The organism is Pantoea nemavictus, assembly GCF_037479095.1.
Lineage (GTDB): Bacteria > Pseudomonadota > Gammaproteobacteria > Enterobacterales > Enterobacteriaceae > Pantoea > Pantoea nemavictus.
Map to the genome: position 1 here is coordinate 3624176 of NZ_JBBGZW010000001.1, position 25654 is coordinate 3649829.

Sequence of the window (25654 nt, forward strand, 5' to 3'; positions counted from 1 at the left end):
AACAGCACTGCGTTTAATCTATAAGCGGCATTTGCACTGAGAGGCAGATGCCGTTTTTTATTCGTATACTCAACATTAAGAGTATGGCTGTACATGGCGATCACAGGGCGCTGTGTCATTAGTGAGAAGGGGGCAGGGATGTTGCTAAACAATAAGAGCAAAATGAGTCGTGCTGCAGTAGCACTCGGTTTGTCATTGGTATTATCGCCGTTGACGGTAAGCTATGCGGCCATCACCTCCACGCTACCCCACTCTACGCACAGTACAATGTCAGTTGCTGCCAGCCAGCAACAAATTCAGCAGGCCTTTAGCGCCACTGAGCAACCTTTCTACTTGCCGGGCTTAGCCGGCATTTACGCATCGCGTGATATGGCACCGCTTTGGCAAGACCCTCAAGCGGTGCAGGCGTTTCAGCAACAGCTGGCGGAAGTGGCGCTTTCAGGCGTGCAGCCACAATTTACCCGCTGGGTGGAGCGGCTGACCAACCCTAATATCAAAGGGCTGGCGCGCGATATCGTGCTGAGTGATGCCATGCTAGGCTATCTGCAATTCGTTGCCAACGTGCCGACGCAAGGCGAAACCTGGCTCTACAGCAATGTGCCGTATAAGCTGACCATGCCAGCGCTAGCGGCGATCAATCAATGGCAGAATGCGGTTAACGCCGGTGGTAGCCGCACGTTCGTGTTGTCATTGCAACCACAGCATCCGCAATACCTGCCGATGCATAACGCACTGAAAGCCCTGCTGACTGATAATAATCCATGGCCGCAACTGCGCGACAGCAGCACCCTGCGCCCGGGCCAGATCAGTAATGATGTGCCGGCGCTGCGTGAGATTCTGCAACGTACAGGCATGCTCACCGCTAGCCACAGCAGCACGCCAACACCTGCAGAAGATGCAGTACCCACAGCGCCGGTTCCCGTAAGCCAGAGTAATCAACCGGTGGCGGTGAGTCCGTCCGCTGCAAACTTTGATGATATTGATGCAGCGCCTGCTCTCGCGGCTTCTCCTGACGTGGCCAATAATAATGTGGCTGCTACTCCGACGGCATCCGGTCCCAATGTCTATGACACTGCGCTGGTCGAGGGGGTCAAGCGCTTCCAGCATTGGCAGGGATTAGCAGATGACGGCGCGATTGGTCCGCGTACGCGTCAATGGTTGAATGTGCCGCCGCAGCTGCGTGCCTCGCTGCTGGCACTGAATATCCAGCGTCTGCGCCTGCTGCCGGATGATATGCATAACGGCATCATGGTGAATATCCCGAACTATTCACTGACCTACTACAACAACGGTGCCACCATTCTGTCATCCCGAGTGATTGTGGGACGTCCTGACCGCAAAACGCCATTGATGCGCAGCGCACTGAATAATGTGGTGCTGAATCCACCGTGGAACGTTCCGACTACTCTGGTACGCCAGGATATTGTGCCAAAAGTGAAGCAGGACCCGACTTACCTGTATAAGCATGGCTACACGCTGCTGTCCGGCTGGAGCGCTGATGCCGAAGTGATTGATCCGTCGATGATTGACTGGCATATGGTGTCGGCAGCGAGTTTCCCATATCGCATTCGCCAAGCGCCAGGCGCGACCAACTCACTTGGGCGTTACAAGTTCAATATGCCAAGTTCGGATGCCATTTATCTGCACGATACGCCCAACCACACGCTGTTCCAGCGTGATATTCGGGCGCTTAGCTCGGGCTGCGTGCGCGTGAATAAAGCGTCAGAGCTGGCCGATCTCTTGCTGCAGGATGTGGGCTGGAACGACGGACGTATTTCGGACACATTGAAAGAGGGCAACACGCGTTATGTGTCGATTCGCAATCGGATTCCGGTCAACCTCTATTATTTAACCGCCTGGGTCGCCGATGATGGGCAACCACAGTATCGTACAGATATTTACAATTATGATAATCCCGCGCGTTCCGGCAGTCAGGTATTGCATAAAGCAGGACAATTACTGCTTTAGTCATTGATTTGACGCTCCTCCTTTTACATTTCATTAACCAAGACCAGTCGCGAAAATTTGATTTTGCGCTGGTTTTGGCCGTCTGCGCCATATTCTGGGTTGACTGAGCTTTTGCCTGCGGTTAATGTTCGGCCTTGTGTACTTTTCGCACATATTTTATCCGCTTTAGATTAGGTAACCCCGTTTCATGGCTAATTTTGATTCTCAACGTCGTCGATTACTCTTGATTGGAGGCGCAGCAGCAGGTTTGGCGATGCTTCCTGGCTCCGCTCTGGCTTCGCTTTCCACTGCCCGCCCACGAGTATTGACGCTTAGTAACCTTCATACCGGTGAAACCCTCAAAACAGAGTTTTTTAACGGTAAGCGTTATGACAAGGATGAGTTAGCACGTTTAAACCACTTCTTCCGTGATTTTCGCGCCAATCAGGTGAAGAATATCGATCCCCATCTTTTTGATCAGCTTTATCGTTTGCAGACATTGCTGGATACGCGTAAACCGGTGCAGCTGATCTCGGGTTACCGTTCTCTGGCAACCAACAATATGTTGCGTGAGTCCGGTCCGGGCGTGGCGAAAAAAAGCTATCACACTAAAGGACAAGCGATGGATTTCCATATTGAGGGAATTTCGTTGAGCAATGTTCGCAAAGCTGCGTTATCTATGCGCGCCGGTGGTGTAGGATATTACCCGCGCAGCAACTTCGTACACATTGATACCGGGCCTGCAAGGCACTGGTCCTGATACCGGCAGCGCTGCGTGTGTCGGTCATGGAGCGCTATGAATTACCAAATTATTCCGGTTACGGCCTTTTCCCAGAACTGTTCAGTTATCTGGGATGATGAAACGCAACAAGCCGCACTGGTCGATCCCGGCGGTGATGCGGAAACTATCAAAGCAATATTGGCTGAACGTGGTTTAACGCCGTCGCAAATATTGCTCACTCATGGTCATCTCGATCATGTTGGGGCCGCTGCAGAATTGGCTGCACACTATCAGGTCCCGATCGTCGGTCCCCATCCGCTTGATGCTTTCTGGTTAGATAATCTGCCGACGCAGAGCCGTATGTTTGGCTTACCGGAATGCGCACCGCTGACGCCGGATCGCTGGCTTGAAGAGGGCGAAACCGTGCAGGTTGGCAATGTCGTACTGGAAGTGCTGCTTTGCCCCGGCCATACGCCAGGCCATATTGTGTTCTTCGACCGTGCGGGACGTCTGCTGATTTCGGGGGATGTGATATTTAACGGGGGCGTTGGACGCACCGATTTCCCGCAGGGCAGCCACAGCGACTTGATTAATGCGATTAAAACCAAGCTGCTGCCATTAGGCGATGATGTGACTTTCGTGCCGGGTCATGGACCTGTCTCCACGCTGGGGCGCGAGCGCGTTAGCAATCCTTTCCTGCAAGAATAGAAAATGGGCCATTCTGGCCCATTTTTTTACCCGTTTCATGTTGCAGGCGCGTTAGCTGCTCTCGTTCGCCCAATCGCTTACTAATGTAAGCTCATCGGGAGTCTCTCGTTTGCCGCCTGCCTGCATCATGATTTATTTAACGGATTATAAAACCGCAACAATTGCCTCGCACAGCGCCGACATATTGTCTGGCGTCATACCAGCCACGTTAACGCGACCAGAATTCACCGCATATACACCGAACTCCTCACGCAGACGCACCACCTGATCTTTAGTCAGCCCGCTGAATGAGAACATGCCGTTCTGCTTAATGATAAAGCTAAAGTCTTGGTTAGCCCCTTTCTCCGCCAGGGTATTCACAAACAGCTGACGCATGCGCTGGATGCGCTGACGCATATCGGTCAGTTCCTGAATCCAGATAGTACGCAGCGCATCATTGCTGAGAATGGTGGCGACTACCGCAGCACCGTGTGATGGCGGATTCGAATAGTTGGCGCGAATGGTGTATTTAACCTGACTGAACGCGGTTTTCGCCACGTCGCTACTCGCTGCAACCAGCGTCAGGGCGCCGACGCGCTCGTTATACAAGCCGAAGTTCTTAGAGTAAGAGCTGGCAACAATCAGTTCCTGATGTGACGCTGCAAAAATACGCAGGCCTTCAGCGTCTTCATCCAGACCGCGAGCAAAGCCCTGGTAAGCGAAATCGAACAGTGGCAGCCACCCTTTTTCTTGCGACAGTTTCGCCAGTTGTTGCCACTGATCGGCTGTTGGATCGACGCCGGTTGGATTATGGCAGCAGCCATGGAATAACACTACATCGCCCGCTTTGGCTTCCTGCAGTGACGCCACCATGCCGTCAAAATCGAGGCTGTGACTTGCTGCGTCATAATAGTGGTAATCACACACTTCGAGGCCCGCGGCGTTGAACACATTATTATGGTTCGGCCAGGTTGGATTACTCACCCAAACGCGCTTCACGTCAGTTTGATTTGCCAGGAAATCTGCCGCTACGCGCAGGGCGCCGGTGCCGCCGGGCGTCTGTGCTGTGCAGGCGCGGCCCGCTGAGATCAATGGGCTCTCTTTTCCGAATAGCAAGTCCTGCGTACAACGCGCGAAATCCGCCAGACCATCAATGCTCAGATAGTTTTTGGTGGTTTCGTTTTCCAGCAGATACTGCTCAGCTTTTTTAACACTGGTGAGTACCGGCGTTTTACCGGTTTCATCTTTATACACACCAATGCCAAGATTGATTTTAGTCGGGCGGTCATCGGCGCGAAAAAGGTCAGCCAGTCCCAGAATAGGATCGGCGGGTGCGGCAGAGATCGATTCAAACATGAGTCAGTTCCGTTTGGGTGAACTTTAGCGAAATGAGCTATCAGGTTAGCGTTAGACGGCACGCTTGCCAACCGTTGATATAAAAAAGAAATAGGGCGGGTGCTGAAAGTAGAAAAGCTAATTGCGAAGCCGATCACTGAAATGCAAAACGGAGCCCGAAGGCTCCGTTTTTAGGTATTACGCAACTCTAATCGGATGATTAGAACTGGTAAACCAGGCCAACGCCAACTACGTCGTCGGTGCTTACGCCCTGAGCACGGGTGTAATCGTTGTCATCCAGCAGGTTGATTTTGTAGTCAACATACGCAGACATGTTTTTGTTGAAGTAGTAGTAGGTGCCCACTTCGATGTATTTAACCAGGTCAGCATCGCCACCAGCGAAGGTCGCACCATTGTCGGTGTTAGTGTTGCCATTCAGCTGCTTGCCTTTAGACTGCAGGTAAGCGATGGATGGGCGCAGACCGAAATCGAACTGATACTGTGCAACCACTTCGAAGTTCTGAGTTTTGTTAGCAGTCTGACGAGCGAAGCTACCGTAAGCAGTGGTGTTACGTGATTCACCGTAGAATGCTGCCAGGTATACGTTGTTCGCGTCATATTTCAGACCGAAACCGTATGCGTCAGCTTTGTCGCCGTTGCCATCTGCAACTTGATCGTTAGTACGGTCAGAAGAGAAGTAAGAACCGACAGCGCTGATGCCCATACCGGTGTCATACGCTACAGAAGTACCCCAGCCGTCGCCGTTCTGTGCCAGTGGGTCACGAGAACCTTCGTTTTTGCCCTGGTACTGTGCTGCGAAGCTCAGGCCTTCAACCAGACCGAAGAAGTTGCTGTTACGGTAAGTAGCCAGACCGCTTGAACGACCAATCATGAAGTTGTCGTTGTCTTGATACAGGGTATCATCACCGAACACTGGCAGTTGGTCAGTGTAAGACATTGCGTCATAGATAACGCCGTAGTTACGACCGTAGTCGAATGAACCTGCATCACCAAATTTCAGACCGGCGAAGCCCAGACGGGTTTTGTTGCCGTCTTGCGCATCAGCGCCTTCAGTGTTGTTAGCCTGAACGTTGTATTCCCACTGGCCATAACCGGTCAGCTGGTCGGTAATCTGAGTTTCACCCTTGAAGCCGAAGCGAACATACGTTGCATCGCCATCATTACCAGCGTCATCAGAGAAAGTGTGACGTGCATCAACTTTACCGTACAGGTCCAGTTTGTTGCCGTCTTTGTTATAAATTTCTGCTGCGTTTGCTGCGCCTGCAGCTAACAGAGCTGGGATAACCACTGCAAGAATGTTGCGCTTCATCATTTTTTATTACCCTCATTGGAGTTATTTGGACATCTGCCACTGCTGCCAAGAAATCTTTACAGAACCTTGAAAGAAGTTTGATGTCTCCTGTGTCTGCACGCATCTTTCCATCACGGGGTTGCTAATTCTAGCCCGAAGATGATTCAAATCTCGCAATTGAGTATCAAAAGGAAAAATTGTATTACAATTTGTAAAATATCGGGAACTTTGTGAGAGAACTCTAAATTTACAAAAATAAAAAAAGGCCGGCTAGGCCGACCTCTTTATATATATGAATTACTTATAATTAATCGCTAATTTTAGAAATTCGCATTGCGTGGGGTACGTGGGAAGGGGATAACATCCCTTACATTTTGTACGCCGGTGACATAGGCGATTAATCGTTCGAAACCTAATCCGAAGCCTGCATGTGGGACGGTGCCGTAACGACGCAGGTCACGATACCACCAATAATCTTCTTTATTCAGGCCCATTTCTGCCAGACGCGCATCCAGTACATCCAGACGCTCTTCACGCTGCGAACCACCGATGATTTCGCCGATACCCGGCGCGAGGACATCCATCGCTGCCACGGTTTTGCCATCGTCGTTCATACGCATATAGAAAGCTTTGATGTCTTTCGGATAGTTTTTCACTACCACCGGTGCTTTAAAGTGCTGCTCGGCAAGGTAACGCTCGTGTTCAGATGAGAGATCCACGCCCCAAGACACGGGGTTCTCGAAGGTTTGGCCGCTTTTCAGCAGGATCTCTACCGCATCGGTGTAATCCACCTGTGCAAAATCGGTCTGAACAAAACGTTCCAAACGGGCAACCGCATCTTTGTCCACACGTTCCGCAAAGAAGGCCATGTCATCCGCGCGCTCATTCAACACCGCCTGGAACACGTATTTCAGCATGGCTTCAGCCAGGGCTGCGGCATCATCCAGCGTTGCGAAAGCCACTTCTGGCTCAATCATCCAGAATTCCGCCAGATGGCGGCTGGTGTTAGAGTTTTCAGCACGGAAGGTTGGGCCAAAGGTATACACCTTAGAGAGCGCACAGGCATAGGTTTCGGCATTGAGCTGACCAGATACGGTCAGGAACGCTTCTTTGCCGAAGAAATCTTTATCGAAATCGATTTTGCCCTGCGGATCGCGCGGCAGGTTTTCCATGTCGAGCGTCGAAACGCGGAACATCTCGCCAGCACCTTCCGTATCCGAAGCGGTGATCAGCGGAGTGGAGACCCAGAAATACCCGTTTTCGTGGAAGAAGCGATGCAGCGCCTGCGCCAGCGTATGACGTACGCGTGCCACGGCGCCAACCAGGTTGGTACGCGGACGCAAATGCGCCACTTCGCGCAGGTATTCGATGCTGTGACGTTTTGCCGCCATGGGATAGGTATCTGGATCGTCAACCCAGCCGGTGACTTCAACCTGGGTCGCCTGCAGCTCAAATGCCTGGCCTTCGCCCGGTGATTCCACCACTTTGCCGGTAATGATCACGGAACAGCCGGTGGTCAGACGCAGCACTTCATCCTGATAATTATTCAGAGAATTATTGACGACGGCCTGAACGGGATTAAAGCAGGAACCGTCGTAAACGGCGATAAAGGAAAGACCAGCTTTGGAATCTCTTCGGGTACGCACCCAACCACGTACGGTGACTTCACTGTCAACCGCGACACGGCCATGCAGTACATCCGCTACAGGCACAACGCTCATAAAGTTCTCTCTATATATATATAGTGGATAAAAGCCCTTTTTCGGGGTTTTGCTATGTTACTTGCGAGCCAACAGGAAACAAGCAAAATTGGCAGGTGAAAGGGAGATTTGTTGACGAGAAGCAGGGTGCAAGCACCCTGTAATAGGAATCAGCTGGCTCTTTTGACCAGCGGCAGATCGAAGGCTTTGCGCAAGGCACGCACGAAGGCTTTATCCTGGCATATGGTTTTGCCAGGGCTATCGGAGAGTTTTGCCACCGGTTTGCCATTGCAGCTCACCAGTTTGATCACGATATTCAGTGGCGTAACGCCGGGAATATCGCAGGACAAACGTGTACCGATGCCGAATACCACGTTGGCGCGTTGACCAAAATGACGATAGAGCGCCAGCGCTTTGTCCAGATTGAGGTTATCTGAGAACACCAGCGTTTTGCTTTTCGGGTCGATATCCAGACGCTGATAGTGCGCAATGGCTTTCTCGCCCCATTCCACCGGATCGCCGGAATCGTGACGCAAACCTTGATAACGATGGGCGAAGCCTGGCCCAAAGTCGCGCAGGAAGGCGTCCATCGTGATGCAGTCAGTGAGTGCGATGCCCAATTGATCATCATACTCATCCAGCCACGATTGCAGCGCGGCGCGTTGGCTATTCGCCAGCACCGGGCTAATCTGCTGATGCGCCTGGAACCATTCATGCGCCTGAGTACCCACCGGATTAAGTTGCAGACGGCGCGCCAAATCGTAGTTACTGGTGCCAACCAACCACGGGAATTCGGCTTTTAGCGCACTGACAATCGCTTCCTGCACCGCTTTGGAGTAGCGGCGACGCGTGCCGAAATCCATCAGTTGGAAGCGCGACATATCCAAATCACCCACCTGCTGACGGAACGTCACCAGCTTGTCATGCAAGTGCGCTACCGCCTGGTCCACACCCATCTGCGGCGTGCGATGACGATGCACGACTTCACTGATCAACGCCAGCAACGGCACTTCCCACAGAATCACTTCACGCCACGGACCATGAATCTGAATCGTCAGATGGCCATTGTCGTTGCGGACATTTACCTGTGAAGGATCGAGGCGGAACTGGCGCAGCCAGTTGAGGTAATCGGTTTGAAAGAAGGGGAGCCCGCTAAGGTAGTGATACTCATCGTCGCTAAGGGCAAGCGTTTGCAGGGTTTCAATTTGTGCGCGGATCTCGTCCGCATAAATACCCAGCAGTTCATCGCCACGGCAGCGAAATTCCGCCGTAACCGGGACATCATAATAGCGATGATAGACGGCCTGCTGCATATGAAGCTTGTACGCATCGGTATCAAGCAGCGTGGTCAAAATCGGGGAAGCATGTCCAGTCATGGTGCGTTTCAGCATCCTCTTCCGCGGAGCAGAGCCCGGTGTTCAACAAAGTCATAAAGACGCAGGAGTATAAAACAGTAATGACCGCGATCACACCATAATTGCGGGTGGCAGGTCGAGGGTCATTTGTGCCATTGTTAATGAATTGTAGCCTTTTCAACGAAGGCACGCATTGTGCGTGGCAACGAAGGCACAACCCGCTTAGACTTTGACGGGTCAACATATTAACGATTAAAAGATGCGAGAAGGACTTATGACGCAACAGCCGCAAATTAAATATCGCCACGATTACCGTGCGCCGGATTACACCATTACCGACATCGACCTGACGTTTGATCTGGATGCCGCCTCGACGCGCGTTACGGCGGTCAGTCAGGTTAAGCGACTGGGTGCTGCGGATGCGGAGCTGCGCCTTGATGGTGAAGACCTCACGCTGGTGTCGCTGGCGGTGGATGGCAATCCATGGTCGCATTATCGCGAAGAAGAGGGCGCGTTGTTCATTAGCCAGCTGCCGGACAACTTTACCCTGACCATCATTAATGACATCCATCCGGATAAAAACACCGCGCTGGAAGGGTTATATCAATCTGGCGAAGCGCTTTGTACCCAATGTGAAGCCGAAGGTTTCCGCCACATCACCTGGTATCTCGACCGCCCGGATGTGCTGGCGCGCTTTACCACCACCATTATTGCCGATGCCGCACGCTATCCTTATTTACTCTCGAACGGCAACAAGCTGGAGAGCGGGCGCCATGAAGATGGCCGTCATTGGGTGAAGTGGCAAGATCCCTTCCCGAAACCCTGTTACCTGTTTGCGCTGGTAGCCGGTGATTTCGACGTGCTACGTGACAGTTTCACCACCCGCTCAGGCCGCGATGTGGCGCTGGAGATCTTTGTCGACCGCGGCAATCTGGATCGCGCCGATTGGGCGATGACCTCGCTGAAAGCCAGCATGAAGTGGGATGAAGAGCGCTTCAACCTCGAGTATGACCTCGACATTTTTATGATCGTTGCGGTGGACTTCTTCAATATGGGCGCGATGGAGAACAAAGGTCTCAACGTCTTCAACTCCAAATATGTGCTGGCGAAAGCCGAAACGGCCACCGACAAAGATTATCTCGGCATTGAAGCGGTTATTGGACATGAGTATTTCCACAACTGGACGGGTAACCGCGTCACCTGCCGCGACTGGTTCCAGCTTAGCCTGAAAGAGGGCCTGACGGTGTTCCGCGATCAGGAGTTCAGTTCAGACCTCGGTTCACGTGCGGTCAACCGCATTGATAATGTGCGCGTGATGCGTGGTGCGCAGTTTGCCGAAGACGCCAGCCCCATGGCGCATCCGATCCGTCCGGATCAGGTGATCGAGATGAACAACTTCTACACCTTGACGGTATACGAGAAAGGTTCGGAAGTGATCCGCATGATGCACACCTTGCTCGGCGAAGAGAATTTCCAGAAGGGCATGCAGCTCTATTTCGAGCGCCACGATGGCAGCGCCGCCACCTGTGATGATTTTGTGCAGGCGATGGAAGATGCCTCCAACGTTGATCTTTCTCAGTTCCGCCGCTGGTACAGCCAGGCGGGCACGCCAATCCTGACGGTGCGCGATGACTACAATCCTGAGCTTGAGCAGTACACGCTGCATATCACCCAGCGTACGCCGGCCACCGCCGAGCAGAAAGAGAAACTGCCGCTACACATTCCGCTGGATATCGAACTGTACGATAACGAAGGCAACGTGATCCCGCTGCAGCACAACGGACATCCGGTGCATCACGTGCTGAACGTCACCGAAGAGTTCCAGACTTTTATTTTCGACAAAGTCTATTTCCAGCCGGTGCCCTCACTGCTGCGTGAATTCTCCGCGCCGGTGAAGCTCGACTATAAATGGAGCGATGCGCAGCTCACCTTCCTGATGCGTCACGCGCGCAACGATTTCGCCCGCTGGGATGCGGCTCAGAGTCTGCTGGCCACTTACATTCGTCTGAATGTGGCCCGCCATCAGCAGGGGCAGCCGCTGTCGCTGCCGCTGCATGTCGCCGATGCATTCCGCGCGGTGCTGCTGGATGAGCAGGGCGATCCGGCGCTGAAAGCGTTGATTCTGTCGCTGCCCTCTGAGAATGAAATTGCGGAACTGTTTGATGTCATCGATCCGCTGGCGATCTCGGCGGTGCGCGATGCGCTGGTACGTACGCTGGCTAAAGAGTTGAGTGATGAATTCTTTGCCCTCTATCTGGCCAACCAAAGCAACGAATACAAAATTGAGCATGCAGAAATTGGCAAGCGCACGCTGAAAAACGTCTGCCTTGGCTATCTGGCGTTTGCCGAGGAGGCACAAGCAGACAAGCTGGTGCAGGCGCAATATCAGCAGGCGAACAACATGACCGACGCGTTAGCGGCGCTGGCTGCGGCCGTAGCGGCGAATCTGCCGTGCCGCGATACCTTGTTAGCCGCATACGACGAGCGCTGGCATCAGGATGGTTTGGTGATGGATAAATGGTTTGTGCTGCAAGCCACCAGCCCGGCGGCGGATGTGCTGAGCAAGGTGCGCGAACTGCTGCATCACCGATCATTCACCATGGGCAACCCGAACCGTATTCGTTCGCTGATTGGGGCATTTGCTTCTGCTAATCCGGCGGCATTCCACGCCAAAGATGGCAGCGGCTATCAGTTCCTGGTGGAGATGTTGACCGATCTCAATACGCGTAACCCGCAGGTGGCCGCGCGGATGATCGAGCCGTTGATTCGTCTGAAACGTTACGATGCCGAGCGCCAGGCGTTGATGCGCAAGGCGCTGGAGACGTTGAAAGGGTTGGATAAGCTGTCTGGCGATCTGTACGAGAAGATCACTAAAGCATTGAACGCTTAAGAAAACAATGCGCAATAAATTGCGCCGCTACGGGATTTTGCACGTATTTGTAGCGGCGCGATTTATCGCGCGTCTTTGATCAACTCTGCTGTGCAAACTTCAGCGGCTGCTCCGATGAACCTCGCTTCATCACGCGATCCAGCACTTCGGCCTCCAGTTCCGCCAGACGCGCAGATCCGCGACGGCGCGGACGCGGCAAATCGACCAGCAAATCCAGCCCAATCTGTCCCTCCTCAATCAGCAGCACGCGATCGGCGATCGCCACCGCTTCGCTAACATCGTGCGTCACCAGCAGGACGGTGAAGTTATGCTGCTGCCATAGCGACTCAATCAATCCCTGCATTTCAATACGCGTTAATGCATCCAGCGCACCCAGCGGTTCGTCGAGCAGCAGCAAACCGGGACGGTGAATCAGCGCACGCGCCAGCGCCACGCGCTGTTTCTGCCCGCCGGACAAGGCTGCGGGCCACTCATTGGCGCGGTCGGCCAAACCAACGGCATCCAGCGCTTCCAGTGCGGCAGCTCGCCATTCGCGGCCTTTCAGTCCCAGTCCAACGTTATCAATCACCTTTTTCCACGGCAGCAGGCGTGAATCCTGGAACATCAGCCGCGTGTCTTCACGTGCTTGCGATAACGGCGCATTTCCGGCCAGTAAGGCACCGCGCGTGGTGGATTCCAGTCCAGCTAACAGGCGCAACAGGGTACTTTTGCCACAGCCGCTGCGGCCAACAACTGCAACAAACTGTCCGGACGGAATGTGCAGATCAATATTGTTCAGGATGGTGCGATCGCCATATTGCTTGCTGACGCCCTTTACGCCAACCGGTGTACCGCGATTAAGGCGCGCCGGATTTAGGGTTGCGTTGCTCATGCGTTCTCCTTCAATTGATAGGCCGGATGCCAGCGCAGCCAGACGCGCTCCAGCAGTTGTGCCGTGACGTCAGCCAGTTTGCCGAGCAGGGCATAGAGAATGATGGCCACCACCACCACATCGGTTTGCAGGAATTCACGGGCGTTCATTGCCAGATAACCAATGCCGGAGTTAGCGGAAATGGTCTCGGCGACAATCAAGGTCAGCCACATCAGGCCGAGAGCAAAACGCACGCCGACCATAATGGAGGGCAGCGCACCCGGCAAAATCACCTGGATGAATAAGCTCCAGCCGGACAAACCATAGCTGCGCGCCATCTCCACCAGGCCACGATCAATGTTGCGAATACCGTGATAAGTGTTGAGATAAATCGGGAACAGAGTACCCAGCGCCACGAGGAAAATCTTGGCGGATTCGTCAATACCGAACCACAAAATCACCAGCGGAATCAGCGCCAGATGCGGTACGTTACGCAGCATCTGCACCGAGGTATCCAGCAAGCGTTCACCCACGCGTGAAGTGCCGGTAATCAAACCCAGAATCAAACCAATCGAACCGCCAATGGAGAAGCCGATAGCGGCGCGCCAGCTGCTGATCGCCAGGTTCTGCCACAGTTCACCGCTTACCGTCAGCTTCCAGAAGGTGATGAGGATATTTTCCGGCGACGGCAGAATGCGCGTCGACAACCAGCCCACCTGCGATGCCAGTTGCCACACCGCAATCAGCACCACCGGCAAAACCCAGGGCAGTACCGCATTCGTCAACCTGGTTTTAACGTTCGCCATCATCTGCTCCTTTAGCTCTGCGACACTTTTTGTGGCGTGAAATCATTGGCTACCGCTTCCCCATGCGCTTGCACCACGCGTGGTTGCGGTACGTCCGGAATGGCCAGATCGAGGTGCGGGAACAGCAGCTCACCCACGCGATACGCCTCTTCCAGATGCGGATAACCGGAGAGAATAAAGGTCTCGATGCCGAGATCGCTGTACTCCTGCATGCGCGCCGCCACGGTTGGACCATCGCCCACCAGTGCGGTGCCGGCGCCACCACGTACTAAACCTACGCCAGCCCACAGATTCGGGCTGATCTCCAGCTTGTCGCGGCGGCCACCGTGCAGCGCGGCCATACGTTGCTGACCGACCGAATCAGTGCGTGCAAACGCCGCCTGCGCTTTGGCAATGGTGGCATCATCGAGATGGGCAATCAGGCGATCTGCTGACTGCCACGCTTCTTCATTGGTTTCACGCACAATAACGTGCAGACGAATACCGAAGCGAACGGTGCGGCCTTGTGCCGCCGCTTTGGCCCGCACCTGCTCAATCTTCTCTTTTACTAAGGCTGGCGGTTCGCCCCAGGTGAGATAAACATCGACCTGCTCGGCGGCCAGATCCTGGGCCGCATCCGACGATCCCCCAAACCACAGCGGTGGACGCGGCTGCTGCACCGGTTTAAACATCAGGCGCGCACCGCGCACCTTCACGTGCTTGCCATCGTAATCGACGGTTTCGCCTTCGGTGACCCGACGCCAGACGCGGGTAAACTCAGCGGACTCTTCATAGCGTTCACGGTGATCAAGGAACACGCCATCGCCGGCGAGCTCTTCCGGATCGCCGCCCGTAACCAGATTAAACAGCGCACGACCATTCGACAGACGATCGAGCGTGGCCGCCTGACGCGCAGCCTGAGTTGGCGATATCACGCCCGGACGCAGCGCGACCAGGAAGCGCAGGCGCTGCGTGACCGGAATTAAAGATGCCGCTACCAGCCAGGCATCTTCACAGGAGCGACCAGTGGGAATCAGCACGCCGCCGAAACCGAGGCGATCCGCCGCCTGCGCAATCTGTTGCAGGTAGCCGTGATCAACCGGGCGCGAGCCTTCCGCCGTGCCGAGATAGTGACCATCGCCGTGAGTCGGGAGAAACCAGAATACGGATACGCTCATGATTAATTTCCTTTAGGCTGGGCGGATTGCGGCTGCCAGATGCGATCGGCGATATTCACTTTTACCGGCATCAGATGATTGGCATAAAACAGATCGGCCGTTTGCTGTTGGGCCTGCGCGGTATGGGCGCTGACCGGCGTAATGGTGGTCGGTGGACGATGGTCGAGATAGCTGGCAATCACCGGCTTCGGTAAGCCCATCGCCTGCGCCAGCAGATCGATACTCTGGTCGCGCTGGCTGTGGGTTAATGCATCGGCATCGCTGAAGGTGTTTAGCACCTGCTGCACGAATGCGCCGTTAGCCTCGGTGTATTTGCGCGTGGCTAGATAGAAGGAACCGGTTTGATTGAGCTTGCTGCCATCGACCAGCACACGCACGTTGCCCTGCAGCAGGGCGGCAGAGTAGTAAGGATCCCAAATCGCCCAGGCATCCACGTCACCTTGCTGGAAAGCCGCGCGCGCATCGGCGGGGGTTAAATAGGTGGGTTGAATGTCTTTAAAACTCAGTCCGGCTTGTTCCAGGGCGCGCAGCAGAAGATTGTGCGAGCTGGAGCCTTTCTGGAACGCCACCTTATGGCCTTTCAGATCGGCTACGCTGTGAATCGGGCTCTCTTTCGGCACCAGAATCACTTCCGCCTGCGGTTTTGGTGGTTCAGATCCGACATACAACAGATCGGCGCCAGCAGCCTGGGCAAACAGTGGCGGGATATCGCCGGTGCTACCCAAATCAATACTGTCGACGTTGAGCGCTTCCAGCATTTGCGGCCCAGCCGGGAATTCCACCCACTTTATCTGCGTGTGAGGAAAGCGCTGCTCCAGCAGCTTATGGCTTTTCGCCAACACCATGCTGACCGAACCCTTTTGATAACCAATGCGTAGCTGTTCCGGTGCATCAGCGGCCTGGGCTGTAACGCTTAAAGCCAGTAGTCCCGCTACAGCGGGGAGCAGCAAGCCCGTCAATATCCGTTTCATCATGCTTCCTTTATACCGCTTGTGCGTAGGGTTGATGGCGACGATGCAGCGCGTGCCAGAAGGTATCCAGCGCCTCATCAATGCGTTGCGACAGCAGCGGATCTAACAGCGGCTGGCGATCGTAATCGGTAATCTGGCCGTCAGTGGCGAATACGCCGTGCAATACTTCCTGCGCTTTCAGCGCGTTGAGCACCGGCTTCAGCGCATAATCGACCGCCAGCAGGTGTGATGAACTTCCGCCGCTCGCCAGTGGCAGGACCACTTTGTGTTCCAGTGCGCGCTCGGGCAGCAGATCAAGCAAGGTTTTCAACGCACCGGAAAACGAGGCTTTATAGATAGGGGTGGCGACGATTAATCCATCTGCCAGCGCCAAATCAGCTTTCAGAGCGGCTAACGCGGGGGAATCGAAGCGTGCATACAGCAGATCTTCCGGCTGGAAGTTGTGAATATTCCATGGAATGACGTCAACACCGCGTGCCTCCAGCGCGTGCTGGCACAGGCTGAGCAGTGCAGTAGAGCGTGAAGGGAAGCGAGGGCTGCCCGCCAGCGTAATAACCCGCATAGTCACTCCTTATAACTGAAAGTTATTGATTATCTAATATTCAGAACCGATGTGTTCAATACTGTCAGAGCGGGGGGCGAGGCTTAAATGATTTATCTGGTAATCCTAAGTCGTAAAATGGGATAGCCAGAGACATATAAAGGAAGACGAAAACAGGCCGGTTAGCATGCGTAGGGTTAATCCGAAAAGCCGGGGAAAAAGGGCGTAGTTATATTAATCAGCACAGCGTGTTTATCACGATTAATGGTTAAACACATTGATGAAAGGGTTTAATAGAGGCGTTAACGCGGATACAGATTTGCACAGATGGCAACATGATACCGCGCTAGCGGACACTGGCATTGAATCACAAGAAGAAAAATGCCGATTCAATCTTATTCTACCCATCTGGAATCGGAATTAGCTTAGGAGGAGCCCACTATTTCCTATTAATGAATGGTTTTTATTTAAGCGGGTGGTTGCGAAAAAGCCTACAAAGGTTAATTACAGGACAAGTCTTGTCGTTAGTTGCAAAAATTATTGTTACTTTTTGTCCGAGGATTTACTTATTACTCAAGTAATATTGAACAATTATAAGTTTCATGAACTCAGCTTAATGGGTCAACGATGGAATTAAATCTCTCAGCCTGTTTATAATCGGTTGAGCTAATTTCCGCTAGAACTCAATAACGATACTGCGCTTATTTAATTAACAGCCACCTTTTGTGGCGTGTAATGCCGTCACGGCAAGCCAATTTTCCCCAGGGGGATGAATATGGAAAAAGCATCACGTGCTCAGGAATTTACTGAGCAGCAGGCTGCGCCTGTCACGTTTAATCGCCTCACGCCATCCAGTAAAATTGCAGAGGAGTTGGTGTGTTATTGGCTACAGGCTGATGCTGCGTCAGCCCATTTTACCTCCTCGCTGTTGCCCACCTTTCCGCACAGTACGCCGTCCGACGATGATTTTCTGCTGTTCAGTGCAGAGCGCGGTGCCTTGCCCGCCAGCCTGCTACAGGATGTCGCGAAACTCAGCGATCAACGGCCTGAGCTAAACTGTTTCATTGTCTCTCTGGCAAAGCGCGAGCTGGCTGCCGGCTTGCACTCGTCTACCCAGCTGTTTCAGCAACTCCATGAGCAGCGCTGGTGGCAACAAGGCGCCTTTGCTGTGCTCTTGCGCGCGGGCCTGGCCCGGAGCGGTGCGCCACTTAACCGGATTCAGGATGTGATGCTGGCGGGATTACTCCATACCCAAACCGCATGGGTGCTCGACTACGCCAGTGAAACGGCGCTTGCAGCGAACGTAAATGCCTCTCAGCCCTTCACTTATCAGCAATTTATTACTGATTATGAAAAACTCACACGTTTGTCACACTTTATTCCGGAGCGAAACCGCTACCGTGAAAGTTATTTACGCAGCGGCTTATTACAATTAGTCCAGCAGGAGTTGAGTAGCGCAGATAAATTCTCAGATAATATCCGTCATGCGTTGACTTACTTTGCAGATAATTTTCCAGTGCAGGGTGCAATGGAAAAACTTATGTTGAAACAACCTGACATCTATTTCTCTATTATGAAAATGAGAAAAAGGCTGGGCGCTTAGCGCCGACTTTAATTTTAAGAATAACTCCGGTGTGCGCGTGAATGCTTTTATGTCACGCTTAAGGCCACTGAGATAAATCCCCAGATGCCAAAACACCTATGTCTATAAAACGTAACGCGATTGCCAACTACGTTGGCCAGATCTATCTGACGCTGTCAGGTATTTTGGTTGTACCCCTTTATATTCAACACTTAGGAATGGAAGCCTATGGATTAGTAGGCTTCTTTTCGATCTTATTAACCTGGCTGCAATTACTGGATGCCGGTGTTTCCACGACCTTAATGCGCGAAGCGGCGCGCTACCGGGCTAACCAGGCGGAATTTGTCTGGTTTCCTGCGCTGTTTGCCACCCTCACCAAATTCTTCCTGTACTCGACCATCGTGCTGGTGGTGTTGGGCTGGCTGGCAACGCCATGGATAGCGACCCACTGGCTGGATGCAAAGCATCTTCCGTCAGGTGATGTGGTGATTGCGGTGGCAATCATGGTGATCACTGCTGCAATCCGCTGGCGCACCAGTCCTTATCGCAGTGTGATTGTCGGCTTTGAGCATCAGGTATGGCTGAACGGCGTTAACCTGATCATCACCACGTTGCGTACCTTCGGTGCGGTGCTGGTCATTCAGTTCTTCTCTAATCCGGTATTGGCCTTCTTTGTCTGGCAACTGCTGGTGTCGATTGCCGAGGCGGCCTGCTGCATTTATAAATCCTGCCAGCTGATCCCCCGAGCGGCGCGCAAAGAGAAGCGCGGCGATCTCAAAGAGGTGCTAAAACCCTTCATTCGTTTTGCCCTCAGCGCGGCATTTTCCAGCGCGGTGTGGACCTTTATTTCGCAAATCGACCGTTTGGTCCTGTCCAAGACGCTGCCGTTGAGTGAATACGGTTCATTCACCGTGGTAGCAACCGCGGCTACCGGGATCCTGCTGCTGAGTAGTCCGATTATGCAGGCCATTGTGCCGCGCATGACCGGCATGAAAACGCGTAAAGAGGGCGATGCGGAGTCGCTGAAGCTCTATCGCTACACCACGCAAGCGGTAGCGATCTTCATGGCGCCGCTCAGCATTACCATTGCCTGCTATGCCGGGCCGCTACTGTGGGCGTGGACGCAGAAGAGCCAGATTGTTGATGAGATGTCGTTTGTCCTCAGCCTCTACGCGTTGGGGAGCGGTATTCAGGCAATCTGTGGCTTGCTCTATCACCTGCAGTACATCAACGGCAATCTCAAGCTGCATATGAAAGGGTTCACCTGCTTTGCCGTGCTGCTGGTGCCGCTCAATATCTGGTGCGCTATTCACTATGGCGCGTTGGGCACCGGTTGGCTGTGGCTGGGCCAGAACATTTTCTATTTGGTGGGTTGGGCGTGGCTGGTGCATCGCCGCTTCGCACCAGGCATTCATTTCACCTGGTTAACCCGCGACGTGATGCTGATTTGGGCGGTTTCTGCGGCAATTGCCTGGCTGAGTACCTTGTTGCCTATCGAGTGGAATCAAAATCGCTGGATCAACCTGCTGTGGCTGGCGGTGATTGGTGCCTTCAATCTCGGCGTGTGCTGCTTACTGCATAGCGTGGTGTTGAAGCGCCTCAGAATTCCGTTGTTTAACGTTGAGGAAAGAGGATGAGCATGATGTCATCTCACCGTATCCCTACGGTTTCGGTCATCATTCCGAACTGGAATTGCGCGCCCTGGCTGCCAGAGGCGATGAGTTCACTGCTGCGTCAGTCATCGCCGCCGGAACAGATCATTGTTATCGACGATGGCTCCAGTGATAACAGCGTTGCCTGGTTAACGGAATTTGCTGAGCAGCACCCGCAGGTGGTACTGCTCAGCGGCGAACGCGGTGGCGTCAGTGCGGCACGCATGAAAGGGCTGTCTGTCGCCACCGGCGATTTCGTTTACTTTATGGATGCGGACGATTTTGTCTCCACCGATCTGTTCGCCGATTTCCGCCGCGTACAGGCGCGCCATGACGATATCGATCTGTTCTGTTTCGGCGCGAAGATGTTCTTTGATCTGCCTGCGCCACAGCGGCACTATCAAACCATTCATCAGCGTCATGTTAGCGGGCTGTTGCCCGGCGGCAGCACCAGCTTGCGTACCTTGATGCAGCATCAATCGGCACATCGCGTGGTGTGGAGCAGCATCATTTCCCGCCGGTTAATTGATCAGTTGGCGCTGCAGTTTCTGCCGATCCAAAACCATGAAGATGCACCATACATGTTTGCGCTCTATCTGCAGGCGCGCAACATCTACTGCACCAGCCAAAGCTACTACTACAAACGCTTTATGCTGACATCGCTGTCGCAGAGCACCCGCGATTTTTCCTATGTGAAAAACTACTTTATTGCGCGCGCCAGTAGCGAGCAGTTCTTACGCGATCATCAACTGCCGCTCGATGCAACGCTGCTGGATAGCTATTACCAAACGGTGATGCAAAGCTGTTTAGCGCAAATTCGCAAAAATCATATGGTGATTCCCACAGATTGGCAGCCGCAGGTGAATCAGCTGGTGCGCAATGTGTTGCAGCACAGCACGCGTCTAAAACTGATGTGGTACTGCCCAACGATTTACAGTGGGCTGCAGGTGTGTCGCGAGCAGCTTGGACGCTATTCTGCCCGGCGCTGATACCGATCAATTTGTGATGCAGTAGAACAATTTACTTTTGCGCCAGAGCACCTTACCATTCTGGCGCACAAATTCCCGTGCACCCCGACTTCCCTGATATCCGTCTTTGAGGAGAGTGCATGTTATATCCTATCGTCCGGCCGGCGCTGTTTAAGCTTGATCCTGAGCGTGCGCACGAACTCACCTTTCAACAACTGCGTTTTATCAGCGGTACGCCGCTGGAAGGGCTGATTCGCCAGTCGCCGCCTTCACGTCCGGTTACCTGTATGGGATTGACGTTCCCGAACGCACTCGGTTTAGCCGCCGGTCTCGATAAAAATGCGGAGTGCATTGACGCCTTCGGCGCAATGGGCTTTGGTTTTGTTGAAGTCGGAACCGTGACGCCACTGGCCCAGCCGGGCAACGACAAACCGCGCATGTTCCGTCTGGTGGCGGCGGAAGGGATTATTAACCGCATGGGCTTTAATAATCACGGTGTTGATCACCTGATTGCGAACGTTAAAAAGTCGCGCTTTAAAGGTATTCTCGGTATCAATATTGGTAAAAATAAAGATACGCCGGTCGAAAAAGGCAAAGACGATTATCTCATCTGCATGGAAAAGGTGTATGCCCACGCCGGTTATATTGCCATCAATATCTCCTCGCCGAACACGCCAGGATTACGCACGCTGCAATATGGCGAAGCGCTGGACGATCTTCTTTCCGCCATCAAATTAAAGCAAAAAGAGCTGCAAGAACGGCACCTTAAATATGTGCCAGTGGCGGTCAAGATCGCACCGGATCTTTCAGAAGAAGAATTGATTCAGGTGGCGAACAGTTTGGTGCGCCATGAAATTGACGGAGTGATTGCGACGAATACCACGCTCGATCGTTCGCTGGTAACCGGCCTTAAATATGCCGACGAGGCGGGCGGATTAAGTGGCCGTCCGGTGCAGTCGCGCAGCACCGAAGTGATTCGCCGCCTGGCGCAAGAGCTTCAGGGACGCTTACCTATTATTGGCGTAGGTGGCATTGATTCGCTGGTATCTGCGCGTGAAAAAATCGCCGCGGGTGCAACATTAGTGCAGATATACTCCGGATTTATTTATAAAGGCCCGGGTTTAATTAAAGATATCGTGACTCACCTCTAAGACATTTCCCACTTTACTGCGCCGAGGGGTTTATTTATCCCTTCGGCTCGTTTATATTTTGTCCTGCTGGTGCATTTTCAGCCTTTTCTCAGATTTATTTTTTTAATTAAGCGCCATTTAGCGCAGCGATAAACCACAGGGCAGATCATGAAAATCAAACCTGATGACAACTGGCGTTGGTATTTCGACGCCGAGCATGACCGCATGATGCTGGATTTAGCGGATGGTATGTTATTTCGCTCGCGCTTCTCGCGTAAAATGCTCACGCCCGATGCCTTTAATGTCAGCGGTTTTTGCGTTGATGACGCCGCGCTCTATTTTACTTTTGAGGAGCGCTGCCGCCAAAGTGGATTAAAGGGCGATCAGCGCGCTGAATTAGTTTTAAACGCCTTAGTCGCGAGCCGTTTTCTAAAACCGTTAATGCCTAAGAGCTGGCATTTCACCAATCATGCGCACAGCTGGCAGCCAGCCGCGGGTGAGATGGTTGCCGTGACGCTGGCCGATAGCGGTGAACAAGCACAGCTGTTTGTGGTTGAAAGCGGAGAGAATGCGGCGCTGTGCTTAGTCGCGCAAAACGCGTTAACCGTGGCAGGTAAAGGTATGCAGTTGGGTGATGCGATTAAGATCATGAATGATCGTTTACGTCCGCAGCAGCAGGAGCAAACCGCCCACTTTGCGCGGGCGGTATAATCGGCTTAGGCCAGTTCGATATCGCCTGCGGGAATACAGCTGCAGCTCAGGATAGTGCCATCTGCGCGCACCGCGCTTTTCTTTAATGCCTTCACTTCGCCCGCAACCAGCTTTACTTTGCAACTGCCGCAAATGCCGGCACGACACGAGTAGGGAATGCGAAATCCCTGCATCTCCAATTGCTCCAGCAACACTTGCTGATTGTCGCCGCTAAAGGCGGTGCCCTGATAATCAATGGTCACTTCGCTGTGGCTGCTGGTGGTCGGTGCGAGGGTTTCAACGACCGCACCGGCACCATACGCGCGCGGCGTTTGCTTCTCAATAATGGTCACCGCATCGCCGACGCGAATAATACCGCTATTCAGCGCGATCAAATTCAGGCCGAAATCGATATCACCGCTGCCATCCTGCGCACTGCGAAAACGCTGTAAGGTGGTGAGCGGCTCGCCCTCAGGATGTTTACGGCCGCTTTCGGTGCCCACGGTAGTAAACACGCAGCGACTGCACGGCTTCGGCATCTCAAAAACGATTTCGCCAATCTGCAGACGTTTCCAGCTGTCCTCTTCCCACGCGGCTGCGCCGCTCACCACCAGATTGGGGCGAAACTGCTCGACGCGCACGCTGGCCGGGCAACGCTGCTGCAGATCCTGCAACGAGGCCATATTCACCAGCAGGAACGGAAAACCATCGGCAAAACTCAGCGGCACGTGATCAAAGCGCTTTACGCGACGCGTGGGTTCCACGCCGGTCCAGCGCAGTTGTACCGGACGCGGGAAAAATGCGCTCAGCCAGCTGTTGATCTCTTCGGGAGCGATACGCGCGGTAAAATGGTTGCCCCATACTTCGGTTGGCGCCTGCTCAGTAGTGAAGTCGGCAAAGCGGATCAGCGCTTGTGTTCCATCGGGCGCCTGCAAAAACAGGCCGTCCGGCAACAGCGCCGGCGTAAAGCGCACCATCTCCGGATACTGACGCGCCGTAATAAAGGTGCCGTCCAGCTCGGTCACCATAAAGATGCGATCAAAACCCAGACCGCTCTCCAGCACCTGCGCATGCGACAGCTGCAGGCCGCGCATCGATTTAACGGGATGGATAAAAAGGCGAGATAACGTGATCATGGCGTTCCCGATAAAGGTATTTGTCAAAAAGAAGCTAACTTTATGACATAGCACGCTGATTCGCTATAATGCGCAGCAATTTAAGCAAGAGTAAAAAGTGACGATATGAATTCTCTGTTTGCCAGTACGGCGCGTGGGCTCGAAGAGCTGTTGAAAAGTGAGCTAGACGCGCTGGGTGCGCAGGATTTGCAGGTGGTGCAGGGCGGCGTCCACTTTCAGGCCGACGACCATGTAATGTACCAAAGCCTGCTGTGGAGCCGTCTGGCTTCACGCATTTTGCTGCCGCTGGGAGAATTTGGCGTCTGGAGCGATCTCGATCTTTACGTGGGCGCGCAAAGCATTCCCTGGACCGAGATGTTCGATAGCAACACCAGTTTTGCCATCCACTTTAGCGGCACTAACGAAGTGATCCGCAACAGCCAGTTCGGTGCATTGCGTATTAAAGACGCCATCGTCGACAGCTTCACCCGCCAGAACCTGGAGCGTCCGAACGTCGATCGTGAGCAGCCGGGCATCCGTATCAATGCGTGGCTAAATAAAGATCGCGTCAGCATCGCCCTGGATCTGAGCGGTGATTCTCTGCATCAGCGCGGCTATCGCCAGCAAACCGGCGCCGCGCCGCTAAAAGAGACCTTGGCCGCGGCGATTGTGATGCGTTCCGGCTGGCAGAGCAGCACGCCACTGGTCGATCCAATGTGTGGTTCCGGTACGCTGCTGCTGGAAGCGGCGTTGATCGCCTGCGATCGCGCACCTGGCCTGCTGCGAACCCATTGGGGCTTTAATCGCTGGAAGAAACACAACCAGGCGGTTTGGCAGGAAGTACACGCGCAAGCGAAGGAGCGCGCACGCGTTGGTACCGCCGCGGCGACCGCCCGTTTCTTTGGCTATGATAACGACAGCCGCGTGCTGGAATCTGCGCGCGCGAACGCCCGTCGTGCAGGCGTGTTCGAGCTGTTCACCTTTGCGCAGCAGGATGTCATTAAGCTGAAAAATCCGCTGGCTGGGCAAGAGATTACCGGCACGGTATTGAGCAACCCGCCGTACGGTGAGCGTCTGGAAAGTGAGCCGGCACTGATTGCGCTGCACAGCCAGCTCGGTCGTATCATGAAGCAGAATTTTGGCGGCTGGAATCTGTCACTGTTCAGCGCATCGCCAGAGCTATTAAGCTGTCTGCAACTGCGTGCCGAGCGCCAGTTTAAAGCCAAAAACGGGCCGCTGGAGTGCGTGCAGAAAAACTACCAGCTGGCCGCGACCAGCGCCGAAGGCGGCGCGCAGATTGCCGAAGATTTTGCTAACCGTCTGCGTAAGAATCTTAAGAAGCTGGATAAGTGGGCGCGTCAGTCAAATATCGACTGCTATCGTCTGTACGATGCCGACCTACCTGAATACAACGTGGCGGTTGATCGCTACGCTGATTGGGTGGTGATCCAGGAATACGCGCCCCCGAAAACCGTGGACGCCAACAAAGCGCGTCAGCGTCTGTTTGATGTGATCAGCGCCACGCTGAGCGTGCTGGAGATCCCGGCAAACCGTCTGGTGATGAAAACGCGTGAACGTCAGAAAGGCAAAAGTCAGTATCAAAAGCTGGGCGAGAAGGGCGATTTCTTTGAAGTGCAGGAATTTGATGCCCGCCTACTGGTGAATCTCACCGATTATCTGGATACTGGCCTGTTCCTCGATCACCGTATTGCGCGTCAAATGCTCGGCAAAATGAGCGCAGGTAAAGATTTCCTTAATCTGTTTGCTTACACCGGCACCGCCAGCGTGCACGCCGGTCTGGGCGGAGCGAAAACCACCACCACCGTGGATATGTCGCGTACCTATCTGGAGTGGGCTGAGCGCAACCTGCGTCTGAACGGGTTGACCGGACGTCAGCACCGCCTGATGCACGCGGACTGTTTGAGCTGGCTGCGCGAGAGTGACGAACAGTTCGATTTGATCTTTATCGATCCGCCGACGTTCTCTAACTCTAAGCGTATGGAAGACGATTTCGACGTGCAGCGCGATCACATGATGCTAATGCAGAACCTAAAACGTCTGCTGCGTCGCGGTGGCACCATTATGTTCTCCAACAATAAGCGCGGCTTCAAAATGGATCTCGACGGTTTAGCTCGTCTTGGTCTGCAGGCGCAGGAAATTACCCAAAAAACGCTGTCGCAGGATTTCGCGCGCAACCGTCAAATTCACAACTGCTGGCTGGTTAGCCACGCCGGTAAGGAATAAG

Annotated in this window: 20 protein-coding genes; 10 read left to right on the forward strand and 10 right to left on the reverse strand. The window is 53.7% G+C overall.

Going from position 1 to position 25654, the window contains the following annotated elements; all coding sequences use genetic code 11:
* Positions 1 to 138: 138 nt before the first annotated feature.
* The 3 genes from ldtD to WH298_RS16615 all read left to right on the forward strand — a co-directional run bounded on the left by ldtD (position 139) and on the right by WH298_RS16615 (position 3376).
* A complete protein-coding gene (ldtD, locus tag WH298_RS16605) occupies positions 139 to 1968 on the forward strand; it encodes a L,D-transpeptidase (protein WP_180823361.1) in 1830 nt (609 codons plus the stop codon).
* A 187-nt stretch (positions 1969 to 2155) separates the two neighbouring features.
* A complete protein-coding gene (gene mepK, locus WH298_RS16610) occupies positions 2156 to 2707 on the forward strand; it encodes a peptidoglycan L,D-endopeptidase MepK (RefSeq protein WP_007887399.1) in 552 nt (183 codons plus the stop codon).
* 36 nt (positions 2708 to 2743) lie between these two features.
* Positions 2744 to 3376, forward strand: a complete 633-nt coding sequence (locus tag WH298_RS16615) for an MBL fold metallo-hydrolase (protein WP_049851026.1) — start codon at positions 2744 to 2746, stop codon at positions 3374 to 3376.
* 144 nt (positions 3377 to 3520) lie between these two features.
* Here WH298_RS16615 and WH298_RS16620 read toward each other — a convergent pair whose 3' ends face one another.
* The 4 genes from WH298_RS16620 to pncB form a co-directional block, all read right to left on the reverse strand.
* Positions 3521 to 4711, reverse strand: coding sequence for an amino acid aminotransferase (locus WH298_RS16620; RefSeq protein WP_180823362.1), 1191 nt, complete (start codon positions 4709 to 4711; stop codon positions 3521 to 3523).
* A gap of 199 nt (positions 4712 to 4910) precedes the next feature.
* Complete coding sequence (gene ompC / locus WH298_RS16625; protein WP_049851028.1) at positions 4911 to 6023, reverse strand: porin OmpC; 1113 nt, start codon at positions 6021 to 6023, stop codon at positions 4911 to 4913.
* A gap of 299 nt (positions 6024 to 6322) precedes the next feature.
* Positions 6323 to 7723, reverse strand: coding sequence for an asparagine--tRNA ligase (gene asnS, locus WH298_RS16630; protein WP_180823363.1), 1401 nt, complete (start codon positions 7721 to 7723; stop codon positions 6323 to 6325).
* 149 nt (positions 7724 to 7872) lie between these two features.
* On the reverse strand, positions 7873 to 9078 hold the full coding sequence (gene pncB, locus WH298_RS16635) for a nicotinate phosphoribosyltransferase (protein WP_180823734.1): 1206 nt from the start codon (positions 9076 to 9078) through the stop codon (positions 7873 to 7875).
* A 253-nt stretch (positions 9079 to 9331) separates the two neighbouring features.
* Here pncB and pepN point away from each other — a divergent pair, with 253 nt between their 5' ends.
* On the forward strand, positions 9332 to 11947 hold the full coding sequence (gene pepN / locus WH298_RS16640; RefSeq protein WP_180823364.1) for an aminopeptidase N: 2616 nt from the start codon (positions 9332 to 9334) through the stop codon (positions 11945 to 11947).
* 79 nt (positions 11948 to 12026) lie between these two features.
* Here the strand turns inward: pepN and ssuB are convergent, their stop codons facing one another.
* The 5 genes from ssuB to ssuE are packed head-to-tail and all read right to left on the reverse strand — an operon-like array spanning position 12027 to position 16293.
* A complete protein-coding gene (gene ssuB / locus WH298_RS16645; protein ID WP_049851031.1) occupies positions 12027 to 12818 on the reverse strand; it encodes an aliphatic sulfonates ABC transporter ATP-binding protein in 792 nt (263 codons plus the stop codon).
* Positions 12815 to 13603 carry an aliphatic sulfonate ABC transporter permease SsuC gene (gene ssuC / locus WH298_RS16650; RefSeq protein ID WP_180823365.1) on the reverse strand — a complete coding sequence of 263 codons (789 nt, stop codon included), beginning with the start codon at positions 13601 to 13603 and terminating at the stop codon, positions 12815 to 12817. Before ssuC ends, ssuB begins: the two co-directional genes overlap by 4 nt.
* 11 nt (positions 13604 to 13614) lie before the next feature.
* Positions 13615 to 14760, reverse strand: a complete 1146-nt coding sequence (ssuD, locus tag WH298_RS16655; protein WP_180823366.1) for an FMNH2-dependent alkanesulfonate monooxygenase — start codon at positions 14758 to 14760, stop codon at positions 13615 to 13617.
* A 2-nt stretch (positions 14761 to 14762) separates the two neighbouring features.
* Entirely contained in the window at positions 14763 to 15731 is a 969-nt protein-coding gene (locus WH298_RS16660) for a sulfonate ABC transporter substrate-binding protein (protein ID WP_007887376.1), read from the reverse strand.
* Positions 15732 to 15741: 10 nt separating this feature from the next.
* Positions 15742 to 16293, reverse strand: coding sequence for an NADPH-dependent FMN reductase (ssuE, locus tag WH298_RS16665; RefSeq protein ID WP_007887375.1), 552 nt, complete (start codon positions 16291 to 16293; stop codon positions 15742 to 15744).
* Positions 16294 to 17047: 754 nt separating this feature from the next.
* Here ssuE and WH298_RS16670 point away from each other — a divergent pair.
* From WH298_RS16670 to WH298_RS16690, 5 genes are all read left to right on the forward strand, one after another.
* Complete coding sequence (locus WH298_RS16670) at positions 17048 to 17875, forward strand: hypothetical protein (RefSeq protein ID WP_180823367.1); 828 nt, start codon at positions 17048 to 17050, stop codon at positions 17873 to 17875.
* A gap of 98 nt (positions 17876 to 17973) precedes the next feature.
* Positions 17974 to 19491, forward strand: coding sequence for a lipopolysaccharide biosynthesis protein (locus WH298_RS16675; protein WP_180823368.1), 1518 nt, complete (start codon positions 17974 to 17976; stop codon positions 19489 to 19491).
* Between the two features lie 5 nt (positions 19492 to 19496).
* Positions 19497 to 20495 (forward strand): glycosyltransferase family 2 protein, encoded by a 999-nt coding sequence (locus WH298_RS16680; RefSeq protein ID WP_238344440.1) that lies wholly within the window; start codon positions 19497 to 19499, stop codon positions 20493 to 20495.
* 119 nt (positions 20496 to 20614) lie between these two features.
* A complete protein-coding gene (pyrD, locus tag WH298_RS16685; protein ID WP_180823370.1) occupies positions 20615 to 21625 on the forward strand; it encodes a quinone-dependent dihydroorotate dehydrogenase in 1011 nt (336 codons plus the stop codon).
* A gap of 147 nt (positions 21626 to 21772) precedes the next feature.
* A complete protein-coding gene (locus tag WH298_RS16690) occupies positions 21773 to 22315 on the forward strand; it encodes a cell division protein ZapC (RefSeq protein ID WP_007887369.1) in 543 nt (180 codons plus the stop codon).
* A 5-nt stretch (positions 22316 to 22320) separates the two neighbouring features.
* Here the strand turns inward: WH298_RS16690 and WH298_RS16695 are convergent, their stop codons facing one another.
* Positions 22321 to 23430, reverse strand: coding sequence for a YcbX family protein (locus WH298_RS16695; RefSeq protein ID WP_049851036.1), 1110 nt, complete (start codon positions 23428 to 23430; stop codon positions 22321 to 22323).
* A gap of 105 nt (positions 23431 to 23535) precedes the next feature.
* On the opposite strand from WH298_RS16695, the gene rlmKL reads away from it, so the two are divergent.
* On the forward strand, positions 23536 to 25653 hold the full coding sequence (rlmKL, locus tag WH298_RS16700) for a bifunctional 23S rRNA (guanine(2069)-N(7))-methyltransferase RlmK/23S rRNA (guanine(2445)-N(2))-methyltransferase RlmL (protein WP_180823371.1): 2118 nt from the start codon (positions 23536 to 23538) through the stop codon (positions 25651 to 25653).
* Position 25654: the final 1 nt, after the last annotated feature.